The following is a 16,848-nucleotide window of genomic DNA, read 5'->3' on the forward strand; positions in this document are numbered from 1 at the left end:
AGGCTGACATGAATATAGAAGCTCATTTGGCGCCATATGCGGCCCGCTCCGATACATCGACGGGCCGTCGCTTCAATGAGCCTTCTACCTCATCCCGCACTGAGTTCCAACGCGATCGTGATCGCATCATTCACTCGGCTGCTTTTCGTCGTCTCGAATACAAGACACAAGTGTTCGTCAATCACGAAGGTGATTTATTCCGCACACGCTTGACGCACAGTATTGAAGTTGCACAGATCGCCCGCTCGATCGCCCGTAATTTACATTTAAATGAAGATTTGGTCGAAGCGATTTCGCTCGCGCACGATCTCGGCCACACGCCATTCGGTCATGCCGGTCAGGATGCCTTGAATCTTTGCATGAGTGATTACGGCGGCTTCGAACACAATCTACAAAGTCTGCGCGTGGTTGATACGCTGGAGCAGCGCTACGGTGCGTTCGATGGTTTGAATCTTATGTTCGAAACGCGTGAAGGCATACTCAAACATTGTTCACTGTCGAATGCAAAAAAATTGGATGCAATAGGGCAGCGCTTCATCGATAAAAAACAGCCGACGTTGGAAGCACAGCTGGCGAATCTGGCCGATGAAATCGCCTACAACAATCATGATATCGATGACGGCTTACGTTCCGGTTTGCTTACGACGGCACAGTTGGATGACGTCGATTTTTATGCACGGCATCGTCATCAAGTCGGGCTAGCGTTCCCTGGCATAAATGGGCGACGCGCCATCAATGAAACGATACGTCGCATGATTAATGCATTGATTGTCGATGTCATTGAAGCTTCGCAACAACGCATACAAGCCGCGCAGTTAAAAACGATAGATGATGTGCGTAACGCGCATGCCTTGATTACATTCTCCGACAATATGCGTGCGGAAGCTGCGTTGCTTAAACGTTTCTTGCGCGAGAATTTGTATCGGCATTTCCAAGTCAATCGTATGACAAGCAAGGCGCGACGCATCGTGACGGAATTGTTTGATGCCTTCATGCGCGAACCGAATCTATTGCCGCCAGATTATCAACGAGCGCCAAGCGACGCCCCGCAGGCTGTGGCAGCGCAAGCGCGCGACATTGCCGATTACATTGCCGGGATGACGGATCGCTATGCGATACGCGAGCATAGACGCTTGTTCATGATTGAAGAGATGTGAGCGGCGGGTAATGCCGCTCATTTTTTGATAAAGAATCGCTCGTTATTCGCTTCAACTCAGCTCACGTAGCGGATGTGCGTAGTCTGGCCAAGCCGATTCAAAGAACGGCGCGATCATTTCTGGCGTCACTTCTTCAAATAATGCTGGTCGCCACTGCGGCGCATTATCTTTGTCGATAGCGAGCGCACGAATTCCTTCTACTGTTTCCCCATGTTCAAAACAACGACGCACCATCGTGCGTTCCAAGCGCAAGCAATCAGCGAGTTCCAATTTCGCTGAACGTCGAATTTGCTCCAACGATACGTGTACCATCAAGGGCGAACGCTTCAGCAATATCTCCAAAGTTTTCTGTGCGAAGGGATCAGCATCTTGCTGTAAGGATGCAATGATGGTCGCCACCTCGTTATGGGTGAAATGGCGATCGATCAAGTTACGCTGTTGCGCAAGCAGGCTATTCCCGGGATTGATTTGCGTGGCGAATGGCGCAGCAAATTCTTCGATGGCTTGACGGTACTGGCTACCTTTGACCGATTCGAGCAGACTTAACAATGCGGGCAATTCTGTGCGCGGTACAAACGCATCGGCGAGATTTGCATACAGCGCATCGGCTGCGCCGACGATTTCTCCAGTTAATCCGAGATAGGTGCCGATTTCCCCTTGCAGGCGCGACAAGAAATAACCGCCGCCCACATCGGGGAACAAGCCGATATTCACTTCAGGCATCGCCATGCGTGTGCGCTCAGTCACGATGCGTATGCTGGCAGCAGCGCTACTTTGCGCAATCCCCATGCCACCACCCATCACGATGCCATCCATGACTGCGATGTAAGGTTTTGGGTAGTGATGAATCAAATGATTCAATGCATATTCCTCAGTAAAAAAATCCTCCAGCAATGCGCTACCGCCAGTCAGACCGCCATGTGCAACTTCGTGGAAAAAGCGAATGTCGCCGCCGGCGCAAAATGCTTTGGGAAGACTGCTGCGGATGACAACTGCCCGCACATCTGGATTTGTTTGCCATGCCGCCAAGCTTTGCATCAGTGTACGAACCATGGGCAGCGAGAGTGAGTTCATCGCTTGCGGGCGGTCCAGTATCAAGTTGCCTAAGCCATTGTCGAGTGTGCTGCGTATGTGTTCGGGCATGATGCGTGAAATGAGTGAGTAAGGTTGTATGAATAAGGTCCGCTCATTCTATCGACTTATGTTGTGCCAAGCACCACAGTTGGCTCAACCACTCAGAACCTGAATTGCACCGTTTGTCGGATGGGGCTGGCTCTACTGATTGATTGCTTTAAATTAATGTTAATTACAGGAAAGATGCCATGAAACATATATTTTTGCCGAAGCTGCCTATTTCCAAAGGTTTTACTTTGATCGAGCTGATGGTGACGGTTGCCATTATCGGGATTTTGGCTGCGGTGGCGATTCCTAATTATTCAGACTATGTGACGCGAGGGAAAGTCCCGGACGCGACTTCCAATTTAGCGACAAAACGGGTGCAGATGGAGCAGTTTTTCCAAGATAACCATACTTATGCAAATGCCCCAGCTTGCGCTTCTGATAGCAGCTCAAGCAAATACTTTACTTTTGATTGCAGCGGCACGTATGGCGTGGCCGGAACTGCTACCGCATATACGATCGAGGCAGTAGGTACTGGTTCGATGCGCGGTTTTGTCTACACGATAGACCAGAACAATGCCAAGGCGACTACGATGACAACTGGCGCGCCATCAGGCTGGACCGGTAGTACAAGTTGTTGGGTCACAAAAAAAGGTGGCGTGTGCTGAATCAGCCCCATCAGCAAGGTGGCGTGAGTCTGATCGAACTCATGGTCGGACTGGCGGTTTTTGCCATTCTGCTTGGCATTGCGATTCCTAATTTCAGTACCTTCATACAAAACAGCAAAATTCGTACTTCTGCAGAGGCAATTCAAAATGGCCTTAGTTTGGCGAGGGTAGAGGCTGTACGTCGCAACACTAATGTCCAGTTTGCTTTAGGGACGGGTGCCTCTTGGGTGATTGGCTGCCAGACCGTGACAAATGATTGTCCTGCCAGTATCCAAGCCAGAGTTGGCGCGGACGGATCATCAAACATTGGTGTAGTTACCTCTGAAGTAGTCGCGACGACCGGCTTGGTGGCCACCACTCCGGTCTTTGACTCCACACTGAGTTTCAATAGTCTGGGACGAGTAACAAACGCCACTCTGCCCGTCGGGCATAACGCTACTTTTGATGTCGTAAATCCAAATGGTGGTACCTGTGCAGCAGTAAGTGGCTCTGTGCGGTGCTTACGAGTTGTCGTGACGCCAGGTGGACAGGTGCGCATGTGCGATCCAGCACTCACAATCTCGCGTCCGACGGACCCTCAAGCATGTTAAGGCGGGCTCACATGCAGTCAAAAACTTCAAACAAGCAGACCGGCATGATGTTGCTGGAAGGATTGATTGCCATTCTTATTTTCTCTTTGGGTATTTTGGCGCTAGTTGGCATGCAGGCTGCCGCCGTCAAGCAAGTCACAGATGCGAAATATCGCTCAGATGCCAGTCTGCTGGCAAGTCAGTTGATAGGCACGATGTGGGTTGGCAATCGCACGCCATCTGCCTTGAAAGCCAGTTTCGATACTGCGGCGGGGGCCTCGACAGAATTAGCTAATTGGAAAACAGCGGTGGCGGCGACATTGCCAGGAATTACAGACGATGTAAATCAGCCAACGGTAGACGTGACTTCACTGGGAACCGCCAACGATGGAACGGTTACGCTGACCATTTTTTGGCGTGTTCCGGGTGATGACTCGTCATCTACTACACATAAATATGTCACCGTCGCGCAGATCAGGTGAGGAGAATCAATTGTCCGGGAAGTTGAAATTTTCGCTGCGTGTCACCGGCTTCAGCTTGGTAGAGATCATGGTGGGTCTTGCTATCGGGATGTTGGCTGTCATTATTATTTTGCAAGTGTTTGCATTATCCGAAGGACGTAAACGTACTGCCACTAGTGGCGGGGATGCGCAAAGCAATGGGGCCTTAATGTTGTATCAGTTGCAGCACGATATCGGTCAGGCCGGATATGGTGTCGCTGCAGCTAATTTGATGAACTGCAACCTAAGCTGGCCAGTAGCATCGGGGGGCAACATCGCCACCGCCATCCCTTTGGCACCGGTAACCATAAATCCTGGTGCGGCAATTATCCCGACTGGCGATTTGAATACAGACACTATATTGGTTTTGTATGGAAATCCGAACGGACAACCACAAGGCAACCTTATTACGGCACAAGCGGCACCGGTATATACGGTGCAAATGCCAAGTTCATTTACACCAGGTGCCGAAGGTGTCGGTGACAAAGTCATTGCTTCGCCCGCTGCGTGTGGTTCCTTGATTATTGATCGGGTGACAGCTGTTTCGACCACGACTGTGACGGTTGCGACGGGGGCTGCAGGCGCTGCTCTTTACAATCTTGGGCCGGCGCCAACGGTGCTGGCTTATGCAGTTCGTGGCGGCAATCTGACGGTATGTGATTACATGCTGAATGATTGCGGTTTGGATGCGAATAAGGCTAATGCCTCGATTTGGGTGCCTATCGCCAGCAATATCGCGAGTATGAAAGCGCAATATGCACGCGATACCAGCGGAACCATGGATGCCATCCCGGATGTATATGACCAAACGACACCCAGCACAGGCTGCGGTTGGGCGCGCATTTCTGCCATACGTTTAGCAATAGTCGCACGCAGCAGCCAGTATGAGAAAGAGCTCGTGACGACCACGTCAATCAATGCCGGTAGTCCAGTGAATGCTCCTACCTGGGCGGGCAATGATACCGATCCTATCGTCGCAAATACAGGTGACCTGGGGCCGAATGTCACAGCTGACGAACCGTGGAAGCACTACAGATACAAAGTATTTCAGACGGTAGTGCCGATTCGTAATGTGGCATGGATGGGAGTGCCGACAGGATGCTGAGCCAAGTTACTTTTAATCCTGTGCAACAGACGAGGCAACGCGGTGTCGTTTTGATTATCGCACTCATTGTATTGGTGGCAATGACCTTGGCCGGTATTGCCTTGATGCGATCCGTTGATACCACCAATCTTATTGCCGGTAATCTGGCTTTCCAGCAGGCGGCAACCCGTTCAGGAGATGCCGGTGTCGAAGCGGCGATTACCTTTCTGCAGGGTGCATCAAGCGCGACGCTGGAAACGGATAGTGCAGGCAATGGCTATGCTGCCAATGGTAGTGCTGCAACACTGAATCCGACAGCCGGGCAATCATGGGATGTCTACTGGATGGCGAATCTGGAAAACAGAAAAATGACTTTGAATAATGGTACGGCTGATGCGGCTGGTAACGTTATTTCCTATGTTATTGACCGCATGTGTAACAACGCAGGTGGTAAAACATCGGGAGCTTCTTGCACGGCCTCGCCAGTGGTTACTGCAGCAACCGGAAATAATGAAGGCCCCGAGATTCAACTCAATGCTCCGTCAGTTGTGTATTACAGAATTACGGTGCGTGTGACAGGACCTAAAAATACCGTCAGCTATGTGCAGGCAATGGTTTCCATGTAGATGGATGAGCTGCATCAATTCGATCAAATCAATATTCATTCGCGCTAAAAGACGTGTTTCAAATTCAGGGGATTTCCATGACGATGCATCCATCATTCAAAGAAGTCAGTGCTTTGCTGATGGCTTTGTTCTTCTTCAATCCTGTACATGCCGCTGTAACGGATATCTCCACAACACCTTTGAACACATACTCGGCTCCAACATCTACGGACGTAAAACCGAATGTCTTTTTCATCCTGGATGATTCAGGGAGTATGGATTGGGACTTCATGCCAGATTGGGCTTGCTCAGGGACTTACTCAACCAGTACCAGTTCATGTAACAGTGCCGGACAGGATCCTTCTTCGGCACGCATGGAATACTGGTTTAAAAATGCCGCTTATAACGGCATGTATTACAACCCGGCTGTCAAATACATCCCTCCTGTCGCGGTAGGTGCTACAGGCGCGATCAATACCACAACCTATTTAAGTCAAACGGGTGTGTCTGTTGCAACTGGCGGCAACGCGAGTGCCTCCGCTACAGCACCTAATTGGGCCGCTGTTAAAAATGATGCGTATGGTGTGCAAAGTACAGGAACAACAGATCTGCAAACGAACACAACAACGCCTCCGTATTTTTATACGATGGTGCCAGGAGAGTATTGCACTTCTCCTAATCTGAAGACATGCATTACTGCTACTGCACCTACGACCACCTATCCCTATCCTGCAACTGTGCGTTGGTGTACCAGTAGTACATTGGCTACGTGTCGTGCGACGTTTGGCACCGGTTACGCGTGGGTCAGGGCTCCATCGCCACCAAGTGCGACCATCTCGGTTTCTGGTTCATCGAGTACGATCGTGACCAGTATTGTGGTCGGAGGTTCGGAGATACTGTCTGCTCATACAGCGAGTTCGAGCAATGCGAATACTGTTGCACAAGCGATTGTTACTAACATCAATCTTTGTACCGTTAGCAAACCGACCGGTACACAGTGCACAGTGATCGGTTACAGCGCGTCAAGATCCGGCTCGGTTGTCACGATCCTCGCGCCGGCGGCTACAACTGCTACGCCATCCATTACCAAGACCGGAATGACGCTAAGTGCCACTGCTTTTGCAGTTCCTAGTACTACTATTCTTGGCGAAAATAGACGTATTACACTTACCTCGGAAATCACCAGTTACCCGTATCCGGGTAGTACGACGAAGGCTGCTGCTCGTACAGATTGTGCTGGCACAACCTGTACTTATAACGAGGAAATGAGCAATTACGCGAATTGGTGGACGTATTACAGAACGCGTATGCAAATGATGAAAACGGCAGCCAGCAATGCTTTTGCGACGATAGATGCGGCGACTGATATTGCAAATAGTGTTTCTCGTTTCCGTCTTGGCTACATGAGCATCAATAACAATACCTCCAGCGATTATTTGAATCTGGGTGAGTTCGCTGGTACCCAAAAATATAACTGGTATAACAAACTTATCAGTGCGAATCCTAGTAATGGGACGGGTTTGCGAACGACCCTTTCAACGGCTGGACGTCTCTATGCCGGCAAACTGAACAACACGAGTTACCGCGGTAGTACAGTCACTGATCCCATGCAGTATTCCTGCCAGCAAAACTATACGATTTTATCTACGGATGGTTTCTGGAATGGTAGTGCGGGTTCTAAACTGGACGGCGCTACGAGTGTTGGTAATCAAGACGTTGGCTTAGGTGCGCCTTATTCCGACGGTGGTACGCCACAGTTGCAAAGCCAAACCAGTACCTTGCAGCAGCGCACAGGATCTCTCCAAATAAGAGTGAGATCAAATAGTTTTTCGTCATGGGGCGCCTGGAACAACGCCACTACATGCTCGTCTAATACCAACACCCAATGTCAATACAATTGGGGCTCATGGACAAATGCAGCCAGTTGTACGCTTAACTATAGTTCTGGAAGTGGTAGCTGGACTGTAAGCAATGGAACTGATTGCCAATATGTGGATGGTTCGTGGGCCACGGCGAGTTCGTGTACTCCTGTCGCGAAATCAGTCTCGCCTACCTACACAGTCGCTACGGCAAGGTCATGCCGGACAATATCTAGTAGCGGCGGAACCTCGGATACTTTGGCTGATGTCGCAGCCTATTACTACAACACGGACTTGCGTAGTTCTAGTGCGGCGGGTGTTGACGCGACGGGAACATGTACAGGACCGGTGATTGCACCCAGCACAACCGCAAATAATTTATGCGACGACAATGTTCCTGCCAATGGTCGGGATGTTGCGACAACGCAGCATATGACCACATTTACTCTGGGCTTGGGAGCGCAGGGGCAGATGACTTATGCGCCAAATGACGGTAAGGATTACTGGAACGACACCAGTGGAGATTTTTACGACATCAAGAACGGTACCACTGCTAATCCGACGAACGGGATTTGTTCCTGGCAAAGCAGTGGAGCATGTACCTGGCCTATTCCTGCTGCGGATTCGAACGCGAATATTGATGATTTATGGCATGCGGCTATCAATGGACATGGCGCTTACTTCAGTGCCTCCGATCCAGCTTCATTGTCGAGCAGCTTGGTCAGTGCGCTGACAACCATCGTCAATACGCCTAGACCTGGCACGGCGGCAGCGGCAGCCAGCAGTAATCCTAACGTGAGTGCAAGTGACAATTATGTGTTCAGTTCTTCATACAAATCAGTGGAATGGTATGGCGAACTTATTCGTCAGCAAATTACGCCGGAAGGCGCATTGACGGCACAAAACTGGTCGGCTATGCGCTTGCTTGATTGTGCTACTACCGTGTGGACTGCCTCTACCAGCTATGTCCTTGGGAGTGCATTTCGGCAGGGAAATCGCTGTTACACCGTTAATAATGCCTATGTATCAGGAGCTACCTTCGATGTCGCGGGTATCGAAGGCGCTAATACTTCGGTCGTTAATATTGATGAAACCGCCACAACGAAGCAGCCGATTATCCCCCTTACGAGTCGGACCATTTATACCAAAGGCTCTACCAGTTTGATCTCGTTTGAATGGGGCAATTTATCAAGTACGCAGAGATCCTATTTCACTGCACCAGCTATTACTTATGCTTCTGCTAGTGCTGGTTTGTCGCAGTTCTGTTCGCCAGCGGGTGGAACCTGTTTGAGTAATGCCTTACAAACCAATAATACGATTGCCAGCGGCGGTGCCGCGGGTGAAGCACTGGTCAATTTCCTGCGTGGGGATAGAAGCTACGAAGGAAGTTATTACCGTCAACGTACCCATGTGCTGGGTGATATCGTTTCTTCTGAGGCGCGCTATGTGCAAACGCCTTTGTATAACTACACGGATTTAAATTACACCGCGTTTAAAACTGCAAAAACGAGTCGCACCGGAGCGGTATATGTGGGGGCCAATGATGGAATGTTGCATGCTTTTGATGCCATAACCGGGCAGGAGCTATGGGCTTACATTCCAAGCATGGTTTTGCCTAATCTCTATAAGCTTGCAGATAAAAACTATGCGACTGATGCGACGAAACATCAATTCTATGTCGACAACTCTCCTGAAACGGGCGATATCTGCCCAACCGAACCTACTTCGCCTTGTACGGCTGGGGAGTGGAAAACTATTCTTGTTGGTGGTTTGAATCGCGGCGGCAAAGGCTATTACGCGCTGGATATTACTAATCCTGCGGCACCGGTATTGTTATGGGAGTTTACCGATCAGAATCTTGGTTATACCTATGGCAACCCAACTATTACGAAATTGAAGGATGGTACCTGGGTAGTGCTGGTCAGTTCTGGATATAACAATGTAGATGGTGCAGTAAGCGCAGACGTAGGCAAAGGACGCTTGTATGTGTTGAATGCCGCTACTGGTGCTGTTATTCGAGATATCGCTACCAGTGTCGGTAATGCCACAACGCCGAGTGGGCTTTCTCGTGTTAGTGCACATGTCCTTCAATCATCAACCGACAATACTTCCATTGCTGCGTATGGCGGTGATAATCAGGGAAATGTATGGCGTTTTGATATCAACAATGACATAGGTGCATCGGGCTATGACGCGCAGTTGCTGGTTAGTCTGAAGGACGCGAGCGATAAAGCGCAGCCGGTTACAGTCAAACCAGTGCAAGCGACTATCAGTGGTAAGCCTGTGATTTTTGTTGGTGCAGGTCGTTATTTGGGTACAACGGATGTGGCGGATAACAGTACACAGTCGTTTTATGCGATCAAGGACAATCTCGATGCACTGACACTTGGAAATCCACGTACGGCGAGTAGCAATTTTGTCGCACAGACATTGACCAGTGGAGTTTGTCCTGAAGGTACGCCATCGACAGTCTGTATTGCGCAGCAGGAAGTGCGAACCAGCAGCAGTAATTTGGTTGATTGGAATACCAAGAATGGTTGGTATGTCGACTTCCTGACTGGAGGAGAGCGCGTTAGTACAGATCCTCAACTTTCTCTAGGAACGCTTCTGTTTACGACGATTACCCCGCAAGTTTCGACGGTCAGTGCGTGTGGGCCAAGCACTGGGACTGCTGCCAGTTTTGTTTATGCGTTGGATTATCTGACAGGTGGGGCTGTTACTGGTGCAAATGGTGTTAGCGGTATTAGCTTGGGTTCTGGTTTGGTCACACGTCCGGTCATGATCTTGCAGGCGGATGGTACTGTCAGAGCCTTGATTCGGACATCAAGTGGGGTTGCCAGTGGTAGCGATCTAGGCGGCACTATTGTCATCACGCCACCGATCAATCCTCCTTCAGCGAGTGGGACACGGCGCGTGTCTTGGCGCGTTTTGAATATACCGTAAGACTTGGTGGGATGATGAGCGATGCATCATCCCGTCACAATTCCTGTATGAAGATTTTTTCTCTCATTCAACAGAAGTCAGCTTCTGAGCAGTTAGCCATGCTGTTGTCACTGCTTGTCCACTGTGGCATAGGTCTGGCATTTTCCCATACAGGATATGGCGGTGTTGGTGCGATTTCATCTCAAGTAGAATCAGAGACGGTGCTGGTGAACTTGGTAAATGTTCCGAGTAGTGCGACCGGACTTAGTGAAACGGCTCTTGTAGATAGCAGAAAAGAGGATGCCAAGGTTTATCCTCAAGGTGAGCAGTCTATAACTGAAGTCGAAAAAAATGCTGCCGAATTAATGAACCGCCCGGAAGTTCTACTGCAAAAGAGTCGATTGGAAATAGAAGACACTGCTTCCGCTTTTAATGCCGTTGCGCTACCCAAACCTTACTATTTTCAGCCCAATGAGTTAACGGAGCAGCCTGCCGTTCTACTCGATGTTTCCGCTGACTTGAATTCTATTTTCACAAATGGATTGTCGCAATTGGCGATACTGCGCTTGTTAATCAATGAGGATGGGAATATTGATGAGGTTGTAATGGAAAATTCATCCTTGTCAGAGCCGGCGCAGCAGCTGATGAAAGATGCATTCTCGAAAACGAAATTCAGTCCTGGGAAGGTTGCGGGACTTGCTGTTAAAAGCCAGCTCAAAATCGAGGTCGTTTTGGAAGGTGTGGTAGTTGAACGAATAAAGAAGAATGCGGATTAAATCCGATCGAATCTAAAGGAATACCAATTAAAAAAGGGCGCAATCTGCGCCCTTCATTTCATCTGACCGATTTGCTCGGTCTATCTATGCACCTGAGGGTGCAACAACATCGGACTCATCCGGCAATCGTTTGATCGCTTCGTGTTGATGGTCTTGTTGCTTGGTTTTATATTTGATCACTTGGCGATCGAGTTTATCGATCAGCGTATCGATGGCAGCATATAAATTATCTGCGATGCTTTCCGCGTGCAGATCCTTGCCTCTCACGCGCAAGTTTATTTCTGCTTTTTGGCGTTTTTCTTTTTCGGGAAGATTGTCTACAGTCAGGATGACTGCGATATCGATAACGTGATCAAAATGACGTTTGATGCGCTCCAATTTACCTTGTACATATTCGCGGATGGCGGGGGTTAATTCGAGGTGATGTCCACTGATTGTGAGATTCATACAGTGCTCCTATGGCAGATCACTGGAGGTTCGTGCGCGTCTTGTTATCTGACTACGCTGAACACAGCAACGTATAACAACAAAAAACTATTAAGGACGATATCTACAACGACTTGCGCAGATTGACCGGTGGAATCTTCAAGGCTTCACGATATTTTGCGACGGTCCGTCTTGCTACCACCATGCCTTGTTCTGCCAGCATGTCGGCAATCTTGCTATCAGAGAATGGAATTTTCGGGTCTTCGGCTCCTATCAATTGTTTGATCAGTGCCCGTATCGCAGTTGATGACGCTTCGCCACCAGCTTCTGTTGCGACATGGCTGCCGAAAAAATATTTCAATTCGAACATCCCGTGTGGGGTGAGCATGTACTTCTGGGTGGTTACACGTGAAATAGTACTCTCGTGTAAACCCAGTGTATCAGCTATTTCACGTAAAACAAGCGGTCGCATGGCAACTGCACCATGTGAAAAAAAGTTTTTTTGCCGCTCTACAATTGCCTGTGCGACACGAAGGATGGTGTCGAAGCGTTGGCGCATGTTTTTGATCAGCCATTTAGCCTCTTGCAGCTGGGAACCAAGCGACCCTTCGCCCTTGCTTTGCTTCAAAATGTTGGCATACATGCTATTAACGCGCAGGCGTGGCATGACGTCGTGATTGAGCATGACTTGCCAGCCATTGCGGGTGCGTTTGACGATGACGTCCGGCACAACATAATCCGATGTATCGGTGGCGAAGATGGAGCCTGGATGCGGATTGCATTGCTTGATGATGACTTGTGCTTCGCGCAGATCTTCGTCGTCACAATCGAGCGCCTTGCGTAGCTTGTTGAAGTCGCGTTGAGCAAATAGGGGGAGATGGTTTTCCACAATGGCGAGTGCCATGCGACGTGTCACCATCGCTACTTTCGGGAAACGCTTGATTTGCAATGCAAGACATTCAGAAGCATTGCGCGCACCGACGCCGGCTGGGTCGAAGCTTTGCAGCAGATTCAAGGCGATCTGCAATTCTTCCAGTTCGATTTCGAGTTCTTCCGGCAGACGAGCATGAATTTCTTCCAGCTCTTCTTCCAGGTAGCCGTTGTCGTTTAATGCATCGATGATGAGTTCGAGCAAGGCGCGGTCACGTCGTTCGCGCACGGTGACGCGCATCTGTTCCAGCAAGTGTTCGCGCAGTGTGGTCTCGTGCGCTTCCAGTTGCGGACGGGCATCGTCATCTTCCGGTGCCTTGGAGGTGCGTGCGACATCGTCAAAGCTCCATTCGCTTTCAGCACTGGAAGCTTCCGGCAAATCGGGTGCGTCGAATGTTGTTTCACTCTCTGGTGTTTGCGCGTTGGCTTCGACGCTGGCGCCTTCAGGTGTGGTTCCGTTTGCACCGATGGCACCATCAGCCAGCAAGCGTATCGCATGATCGAGAGGATCATCGGTACGTTCCAGCATCGGATTGTCAGCCAGGATTTGTTCCAGTTCCTGATGCAATTCAAGAGTCGACAACTGCAACAAGCGTATCGATTGTTGCAGTTGTGGCGTTAAGGCCAGATGTTGCGAGACTCGTAATTGCAGGGATTGCTTCATAGACTTTTTTCTCTTCCGCGCTTACATGCGGAAGTGTTCGCCCAGGTAGACGCGACGCACCGATTCGTTGGCAATGATGTCGTCAGGTCGTCCACTGGCCAATACTGCGCCCTGGTTGATGATGTAAGCGCGATCGCAGATACCCAGCGTTTCGCGCACATTGTGATCGGTGATAAGTACGCCGATGCCACGTTCCTTCAGGAAGCGCACGATGCGTTGAATTTCAATCACGGCAATTGGATCGACACCGGCAAACGGTTCATCAAGCAACACGAAGCGCGGATTGGTTGCGAGTGCGCGTGCGATTTCGACGCGACGACGCTCACCACCAGATAAGGAGAGTGCTTGATTTTCGCGCAGCTTTTCAATTTGCAGATCGGCCAGCAGTGTGTCGAGTCGTTCTTCAATTTGCGAGCTGTTTAATGCTTTGCCATTGACGCGCTGTAATTCAAGTACGGCGCGAATATTGTCTTCTACGCTCAACTTGCGGAACACCGATGCTTCCTGTGGCAGATAGGACAAGCCGAGCAGAGCGCGTTTATGAATAGGCAGGCGCGAGATGTCGACGCCATCCAGTTCAATACGGCCGGCATCCGATGGCACCAATCCGACGATCATGTAAAACGATGTGGTTTTGCCGGCGCCATTCGGGCCGAGTAGACCAACGACTTCGCCGCTTTCAACTTGCAAGGCGACGTCGCGCACAACCTGGCGTGCGCCGTAGCTTTTTTGCAGTCCGTTAACGATCAGCTTGCTCGACATCTTATTTTGCCTTTGTATCAGCGGCGCGTGGCTGAATCACGGCCTTGATGCGTCCGGCGCCTTGTTTGCTGTCGCCGGATGCAGTGTTGTTGACGGTAAAGAATTCAGCGCGTGTGTCGTAGGAAATGAATTCGCCTTCGACTTCGTCAGTCGGTTTGCCATTTTCAAGGCGCCGCATGCGCGCTTTGGAAAACAGCTTCATGATCTCGGCCTTGTCGTCATACTCGATGCGTTCGGCTTGGCCATCTATCCATTGATCAGGGCCACCGTCGCGCTTTTGGCGAAAGGTTGCCAAGCCGCCGGGTGGGGCGTACAGCGTGATGAACTGATAGCCGGCAGGATCTTGTTTCACGACCATTTTATTGGCCTTCATCAAGATGGTGCCGCGCGTCAGGACGACGTTGCCGGTGAAGGTATTGATCTGCTTGACGTCGTCGTATTCCATTTGATTGGCTTCGACGTTGGTCGGCTTGGTCGCATCAGCTTTTTCGGCGTGGGCACCGAGTGCGGTGCTGACGCCAGCGATAAGCAGCAGTGCTGATAGTAATCGTTTCATGAGAATTCTCTAAAAGAATGCGTCGAGTAAAGGCTGAGTCGCGCTCAATTGTGGCGCGTTGCTGCCTGATACAAACCATTTACGTTACTGGATAAACGAAACTCGCCGGTTGCATTATTGACAAACATGCCAGTGCCAGTCAGGACTGAGGTGCCGAGTTTTAGCTCTACCGGTTTCGGTGTTTTCATGATGTCTTCGTCCGGCAGCAATAACAAATACGAAGTCTTGAGTTGAAAATGTTGTGCGGTGGCAGATGCCGGACGATCAATGAGTACGTTATCGTACATGTGTACTTCATTGCTTGCATTGAGCAGGGTTGCGCGCAGCGAACGGCTGACCATTGCAGGCTTGTCTTTGCTGAAGCTGTGCATGATCGGATTTTGTATCTGATAGGAATCGTCGAGAGGGTAATGCTTCATCTCGCTTCCGGTCAGGTTGTAGCGAGCTTCTCCGTCTTTGCCCATTTGCACGAAATTGAATTTCTCGACATAAAAATCCGGATCGCTACGTGGTTTGGTCGGTAGCGTATCTTCGGTTTGTCTACGCATGACTTCCACTAACCAAAAGCTGCCCAGCGCTAATGCAGCGCTGAGTGCAAGCAACACGATGATGCGTACGCTATTGGTGGGGCGTCTCATGCAAGATACGGTGCGAGCGCCGCCTCGTAGTTGCCTTGCGCGCGCAGGATAAAGTCGCACAGTTCGCGTGCTGCACCGCGGCCGCCACTGGCTTGTGTGACGTAGTGCACGCGGGAGCGTACTTCAGCATGCGCATTCGGTACGCTGGCGGCAAAGCCAACACGCAACAAAATCGGCAGGTCGATCACATCGTCGCCGATAAAGCCGCAAGCATCTGCAGTCATTTTGGTTTGAGCCAGCAGTTGTTCGAATGCGCTGCGTTTGTCGTGTATGCCCTGGAATACATGATGTATGCCGAGATCGGTGGCACGTCGCAATACGATGGGCGATTGGCGCGCGCTGATGATGGCGGTTGCTACACCAGATTGCTGCAGCAGTTTGATGCCGTGGCCATCGAGCACATTGAATGTTTTGGTGACTTCGCCTTCGGGGCCGAAATGCAGACTGCCGTCGGTCAGAATGCCATCGACATCAAAAATCATCAGCCGCACATTTGCTGCGCGGGCTGTGGCGGATGCTGAAGTGCTAGAGTCAGCGACGGTATCTGCGGGCGCTGTCATCAGATTACTTTCGCGCGGGTCAGATCGTGAATGTGCAATGCGCCGACCAGCTTGCCGTTGGCATCGGTCACCAGCAATTGATTGATGCGGAATTCTTCCATCATATCGACCGCATCTACTGCGAGCTGTTCTGGATGGACGCTGCGCGGATGGGCATGCATGACTTCTGCTATCGATAATTTCGAGAAATCCTGCTGGGTTTCGATCAGGCGGCGCAAGTCGCCATCGGTGAAGACGCCGATAGCGTGGCCGTCTTTATCTACTACGGCAGTCATCGCCATCCCCTTTTTGCTGCTTTCCAACAGGGCTGCATAGAGAGTAGCGTCGGCTGCGACGGTAGGTACTGCGTCGCCGGTGCGCATCACATCGCGTACGTGCGTCAACAGGCGGCGACCCAATGCGCCACCTGGATGCGAGCGGGCAAAGTCTTCTTCGCCAAAGCCGCGAGCATCCAGCAAGGCGACTGCGAGGGCGTCGCCCAGTGCAAGAGTCGCCGTCGTGCTGGCGGTAGGGGCGAGGTTCAGCGGGCAGGCTTCTTTGTCGATATGGACGTTCAAATGCACATCAGCTTGTATCGCCAGATTGGATGCGTCATTGCCGGTGATGGTGATCAGGTGTGCACCCATGCGTTTGATCGTGGGCACGATGCCGAGCAATTCGCCAGCTTCGCCGGAATAAGAAATCCCTATCAGGACATCATCGGCGGTAATCATGCCGAGGTCGCCGTGCGAAGCTTCTGCCGCATGAACGAAAAAAGCGGGTGTGCCGGTCGAGGCCAGCGTTGATGCAATCTTGCGTGCGATATGGCCGGATTTACCGATGCCGGATACCACCACTCTACCTTTGCAGTTCAGCAACAGAGTCAATGCCTGAATGAACTGTGCGCTGGTCTTGCTGGTGATGCGCTCTTTTAGTGCAAGGATGGCGTCCGCTTCGATTTGCAGCGTGTCGCATGCAAATTGCAAGGCGCGCGCAGTGATTTGGGCATCAAAAGTTGCAGGCGGGTTTGGGGCATGGGATACACTCATGCCGAAAGTATAAACGAATTCGCAA

The 16,848-nt window shown here is 50.7% G+C and carries 16 protein-coding genes; 8 read left to right on the forward strand and 8 right to left on the reverse strand.

Going from position 1 to position 16,848, the window contains the following annotated elements; translation table 11 throughout:
- The first annotated feature begins 8 nt into the window (after positions 1 to 8).
- Positions 9 to 1,157 (forward strand): deoxyguanosinetriphosphate triphosphohydrolase, encoded by a 1,149-nt coding sequence (locus AC07N2_RS05995; RefSeq protein ID WP_494777424.1) that lies wholly within the window; start codon positions 9 to 11, stop codon positions 1,155 to 1,157.
- 51 nt (positions 1,158 to 1,208) lie between these two features.
- On the opposite strand, the gene AC07N2_RS06000 is transcribed toward AC07N2_RS05995, so the two are convergent.
- Entirely contained in the window at positions 1,209 to 2,300 is a 1,092-nt protein-coding gene (locus AC07N2_RS06000; protein WP_494777425.1) for an enoyl-CoA hydratase/isomerase family protein, read from the reverse strand.
- Between the two features lie 179 nt (positions 2,301 to 2,479).
- Between AC07N2_RS06000 and AC07N2_RS06005 the strand changes: the two genes are divergently transcribed.
- The 7 genes from AC07N2_RS06005 to AC07N2_RS06035 all read left to right on the forward strand — a co-directional run bounded on the left by AC07N2_RS06005 (position 2,480) and on the right by AC07N2_RS06035 (position 11,259).
- A complete protein-coding gene (locus AC07N2_RS06005) occupies positions 2,480 to 2,944 on the forward strand; it encodes a type IV pilin protein (RefSeq protein ID WP_494777426.1) in 465 nt (154 codons plus the stop codon).
- Positions 2,938 to 3,534 carry a GspH/FimT family pseudopilin gene (locus AC07N2_RS06010; protein WP_494777427.1) on the forward strand — a complete coding sequence of 199 codons (597 nt, stop codon included), beginning with the start codon at positions 2,938 to 2,940 and terminating at the stop codon, positions 3,532 to 3,534. Before AC07N2_RS06005 ends, AC07N2_RS06010 begins: the two co-directional genes overlap by 7 nt.
- A gap of 11 nt (positions 3,535 to 3,545) precedes the next feature.
- Complete coding sequence (locus AC07N2_RS06015; protein WP_494777428.1) at positions 3,546 to 3,995, forward strand: hypothetical protein; 450 nt, start codon at positions 3,546 to 3,548, stop codon at positions 3,993 to 3,995.
- Positions 3,996 to 4,005: 10 nt separating this feature from the next.
- A complete protein-coding gene (locus AC07N2_RS06020) occupies positions 4,006 to 5,118 on the forward strand; it encodes a PilW family protein (protein ID WP_494777429.1) in 1,113 nt (370 codons plus the stop codon).
- Between the two features lie 20 nt (positions 5,119 to 5,138).
- The gene (locus AC07N2_RS06025) at positions 5,139 to 5,723 is read left to right on the forward strand and encodes a pilus assembly PilX family protein (RefSeq protein ID WP_494777430.1); all 585 of its coding nucleotides are present in this window, start codon (positions 5,139 to 5,141) and stop codon (positions 5,721 to 5,723) included.
- 77 nt (positions 5,724 to 5,800) lie between these two features.
- Positions 5,801 to 10,504 carry a PilC/PilY family type IV pilus protein gene (locus AC07N2_RS06030; RefSeq protein WP_494777431.1) on the forward strand — a complete coding sequence of 1,568 codons (4,704 nt, stop codon included), beginning with the start codon at positions 5,801 to 5,803 and terminating at the stop codon, positions 10,502 to 10,504.
- Entirely contained in the window at positions 10,480 to 11,259 is a 780-nt protein-coding gene (locus AC07N2_RS06035; RefSeq protein ID WP_494777432.1) for an energy transducer TonB, read from the forward strand. The genes AC07N2_RS06030 and AC07N2_RS06035 overlap by 25 nt, the downstream gene beginning before the upstream one ends.
- Positions 11,260 to 11,343: 84 nt before the next feature.
- Here AC07N2_RS06035 and hpf read toward each other — a convergent pair whose 3' ends face one another.
- From hpf to AC07N2_RS06070, 7 genes are all read right to left on the reverse strand, one after another.
- A complete protein-coding gene (hpf, locus tag AC07N2_RS06040) occupies positions 11,344 to 11,706 on the reverse strand; it encodes a ribosome hibernation-promoting factor, HPF/YfiA family (RefSeq protein WP_076593079.1) in 363 nt (120 codons plus the stop codon).
- A 103-nt stretch (positions 11,707 to 11,809) separates the two neighbouring features.
- Positions 11,810 to 13,279: an RNA polymerase factor sigma-54 gene (locus tag AC07N2_RS06045; protein WP_076593080.1), complete on the reverse strand. Its 1,470-nt coding sequence runs from the start codon at positions 13,277 to 13,279 to the stop codon at positions 11,810 to 11,812.
- A 21-nt stretch (positions 13,280 to 13,300) separates the two neighbouring features.
- On the reverse strand, positions 13,301 to 14,041 hold the full coding sequence (gene lptB / locus AC07N2_RS06050) for an LPS export ABC transporter ATP-binding protein (RefSeq protein WP_494777433.1): 741 nt from the start codon (positions 14,039 to 14,041) through the stop codon (positions 13,301 to 13,303).
- Position 14,042: 1 nt separating this feature from the next.
- A complete protein-coding gene (gene lptA, locus AC07N2_RS06055; protein WP_494777434.1) occupies positions 14,043 to 14,597 on the reverse strand; it encodes a lipopolysaccharide transport periplasmic protein LptA in 555 nt (184 codons plus the stop codon).
- 44 nt (positions 14,598 to 14,641) lie between these two features.
- Entirely contained in the window at positions 14,642 to 15,235 is a 594-nt protein-coding gene (gene lptC, locus AC07N2_RS06060; RefSeq protein WP_494777435.1) for an LPS export ABC transporter periplasmic protein LptC, read from the reverse strand.
- Entirely contained in the window at positions 15,232 to 15,795 is a 564-nt protein-coding gene (locus tag AC07N2_RS06065; protein ID WP_494777436.1) for a KdsC family phosphatase, read from the reverse strand. The genes lptC and AC07N2_RS06065 overlap by 4 nt, the downstream gene beginning before the upstream one ends.
- Positions 15,795 to 16,823: a KpsF/GutQ family sugar-phosphate isomerase gene (locus tag AC07N2_RS06070; RefSeq protein ID WP_494777437.1), complete on the reverse strand. Its 1,029-nt coding sequence runs from the start codon at positions 16,821 to 16,823 to the stop codon at positions 15,795 to 15,797. The genes AC07N2_RS06065 and AC07N2_RS06070 overlap by 1 nt, the downstream gene beginning before the upstream one ends.
- Between the last annotated feature and the right edge of the window lie 25 nt (positions 16,824 to 16,848).

Source organism: Herminiimonas sp. GW821-FHT09C12, assembly GCF_059416385.1.

Excerpts from the sequence above, each read along its gene's own strand:
- hpf (WP_076593079.1), bottom strand. The coding sequence starts at position 11,706 with ATGAATCTCACAATCAGTGGACATCACCTCGAATTAACCCCCGCCATC.
- lptB (WP_494777433.1), bottom strand. The coding sequence starts at position 14,041 with ATGTCGAGCAAGCTGATCGTTAACGGACTGCAAAAAAGCTACGGCGCA.
- lptA (WP_494777434.1), bottom strand. The coding sequence starts at position 14,597 with ATGAAACGATTACTATCAGCACTGCTGCTTATCGCTGGCGTCAGCACC.
- AC07N2_RS05995 (WP_494777424.1), top strand. The coding sequence starts at position 9 with ATGAATATAGAAGCTCATTTGGCGCCATATGCGGCCCGCTCCGATACA.
- AC07N2_RS06005 (WP_494777426.1), top strand. The coding sequence starts at position 2,480 with ATGAAACATATATTTTTGCCGAAGCTGCCTATTTCCAAAGGTTTTACT.
- lptC (WP_494777435.1), bottom strand. The coding sequence starts at position 15,235 with ATGAGACGCCCCACCAATAGCGTACGCATCATCGTGTTGCTTGCACTC.
- AC07N2_RS06065 (WP_494777436.1), bottom strand. The coding sequence starts at position 15,795 with ATGACAGCGCCCGCAGATACCGTCGCTGACTCTAGCACTTCAGCATCC.
- AC07N2_RS06015 (WP_494777428.1), top strand. The coding sequence starts at position 3,546 with ATGCAGTCAAAAACTTCAAACAAGCAGACCGGCATGATGTTGCTGGAA.
- AC07N2_RS06030 (WP_494777431.1), top strand. The coding sequence starts at position 5,801 with ATGACGATGCATCCATCATTCAAAGAAGTCAGTGCTTTGCTGATGGCT.
- AC07N2_RS06045 (WP_076593080.1), bottom strand. The coding sequence starts at position 13,279 with ATGAAGCAATCCCTGCAATTACGAGTCTCGCAACATCTGGCCTTAACG.
- AC07N2_RS06070 (WP_494777437.1), bottom strand. The coding sequence starts at position 16,823 with ATGAGTGTATCCCATGCCCCAAACCCGCCTGCAACTTTTGATGCCCAA.
- AC07N2_RS06000 (WP_494777425.1), bottom strand. The coding sequence starts at position 2,300 with ATGCCCGAACACATACGCAGCACACTCGACAATGGCTTAGGCAACTTG.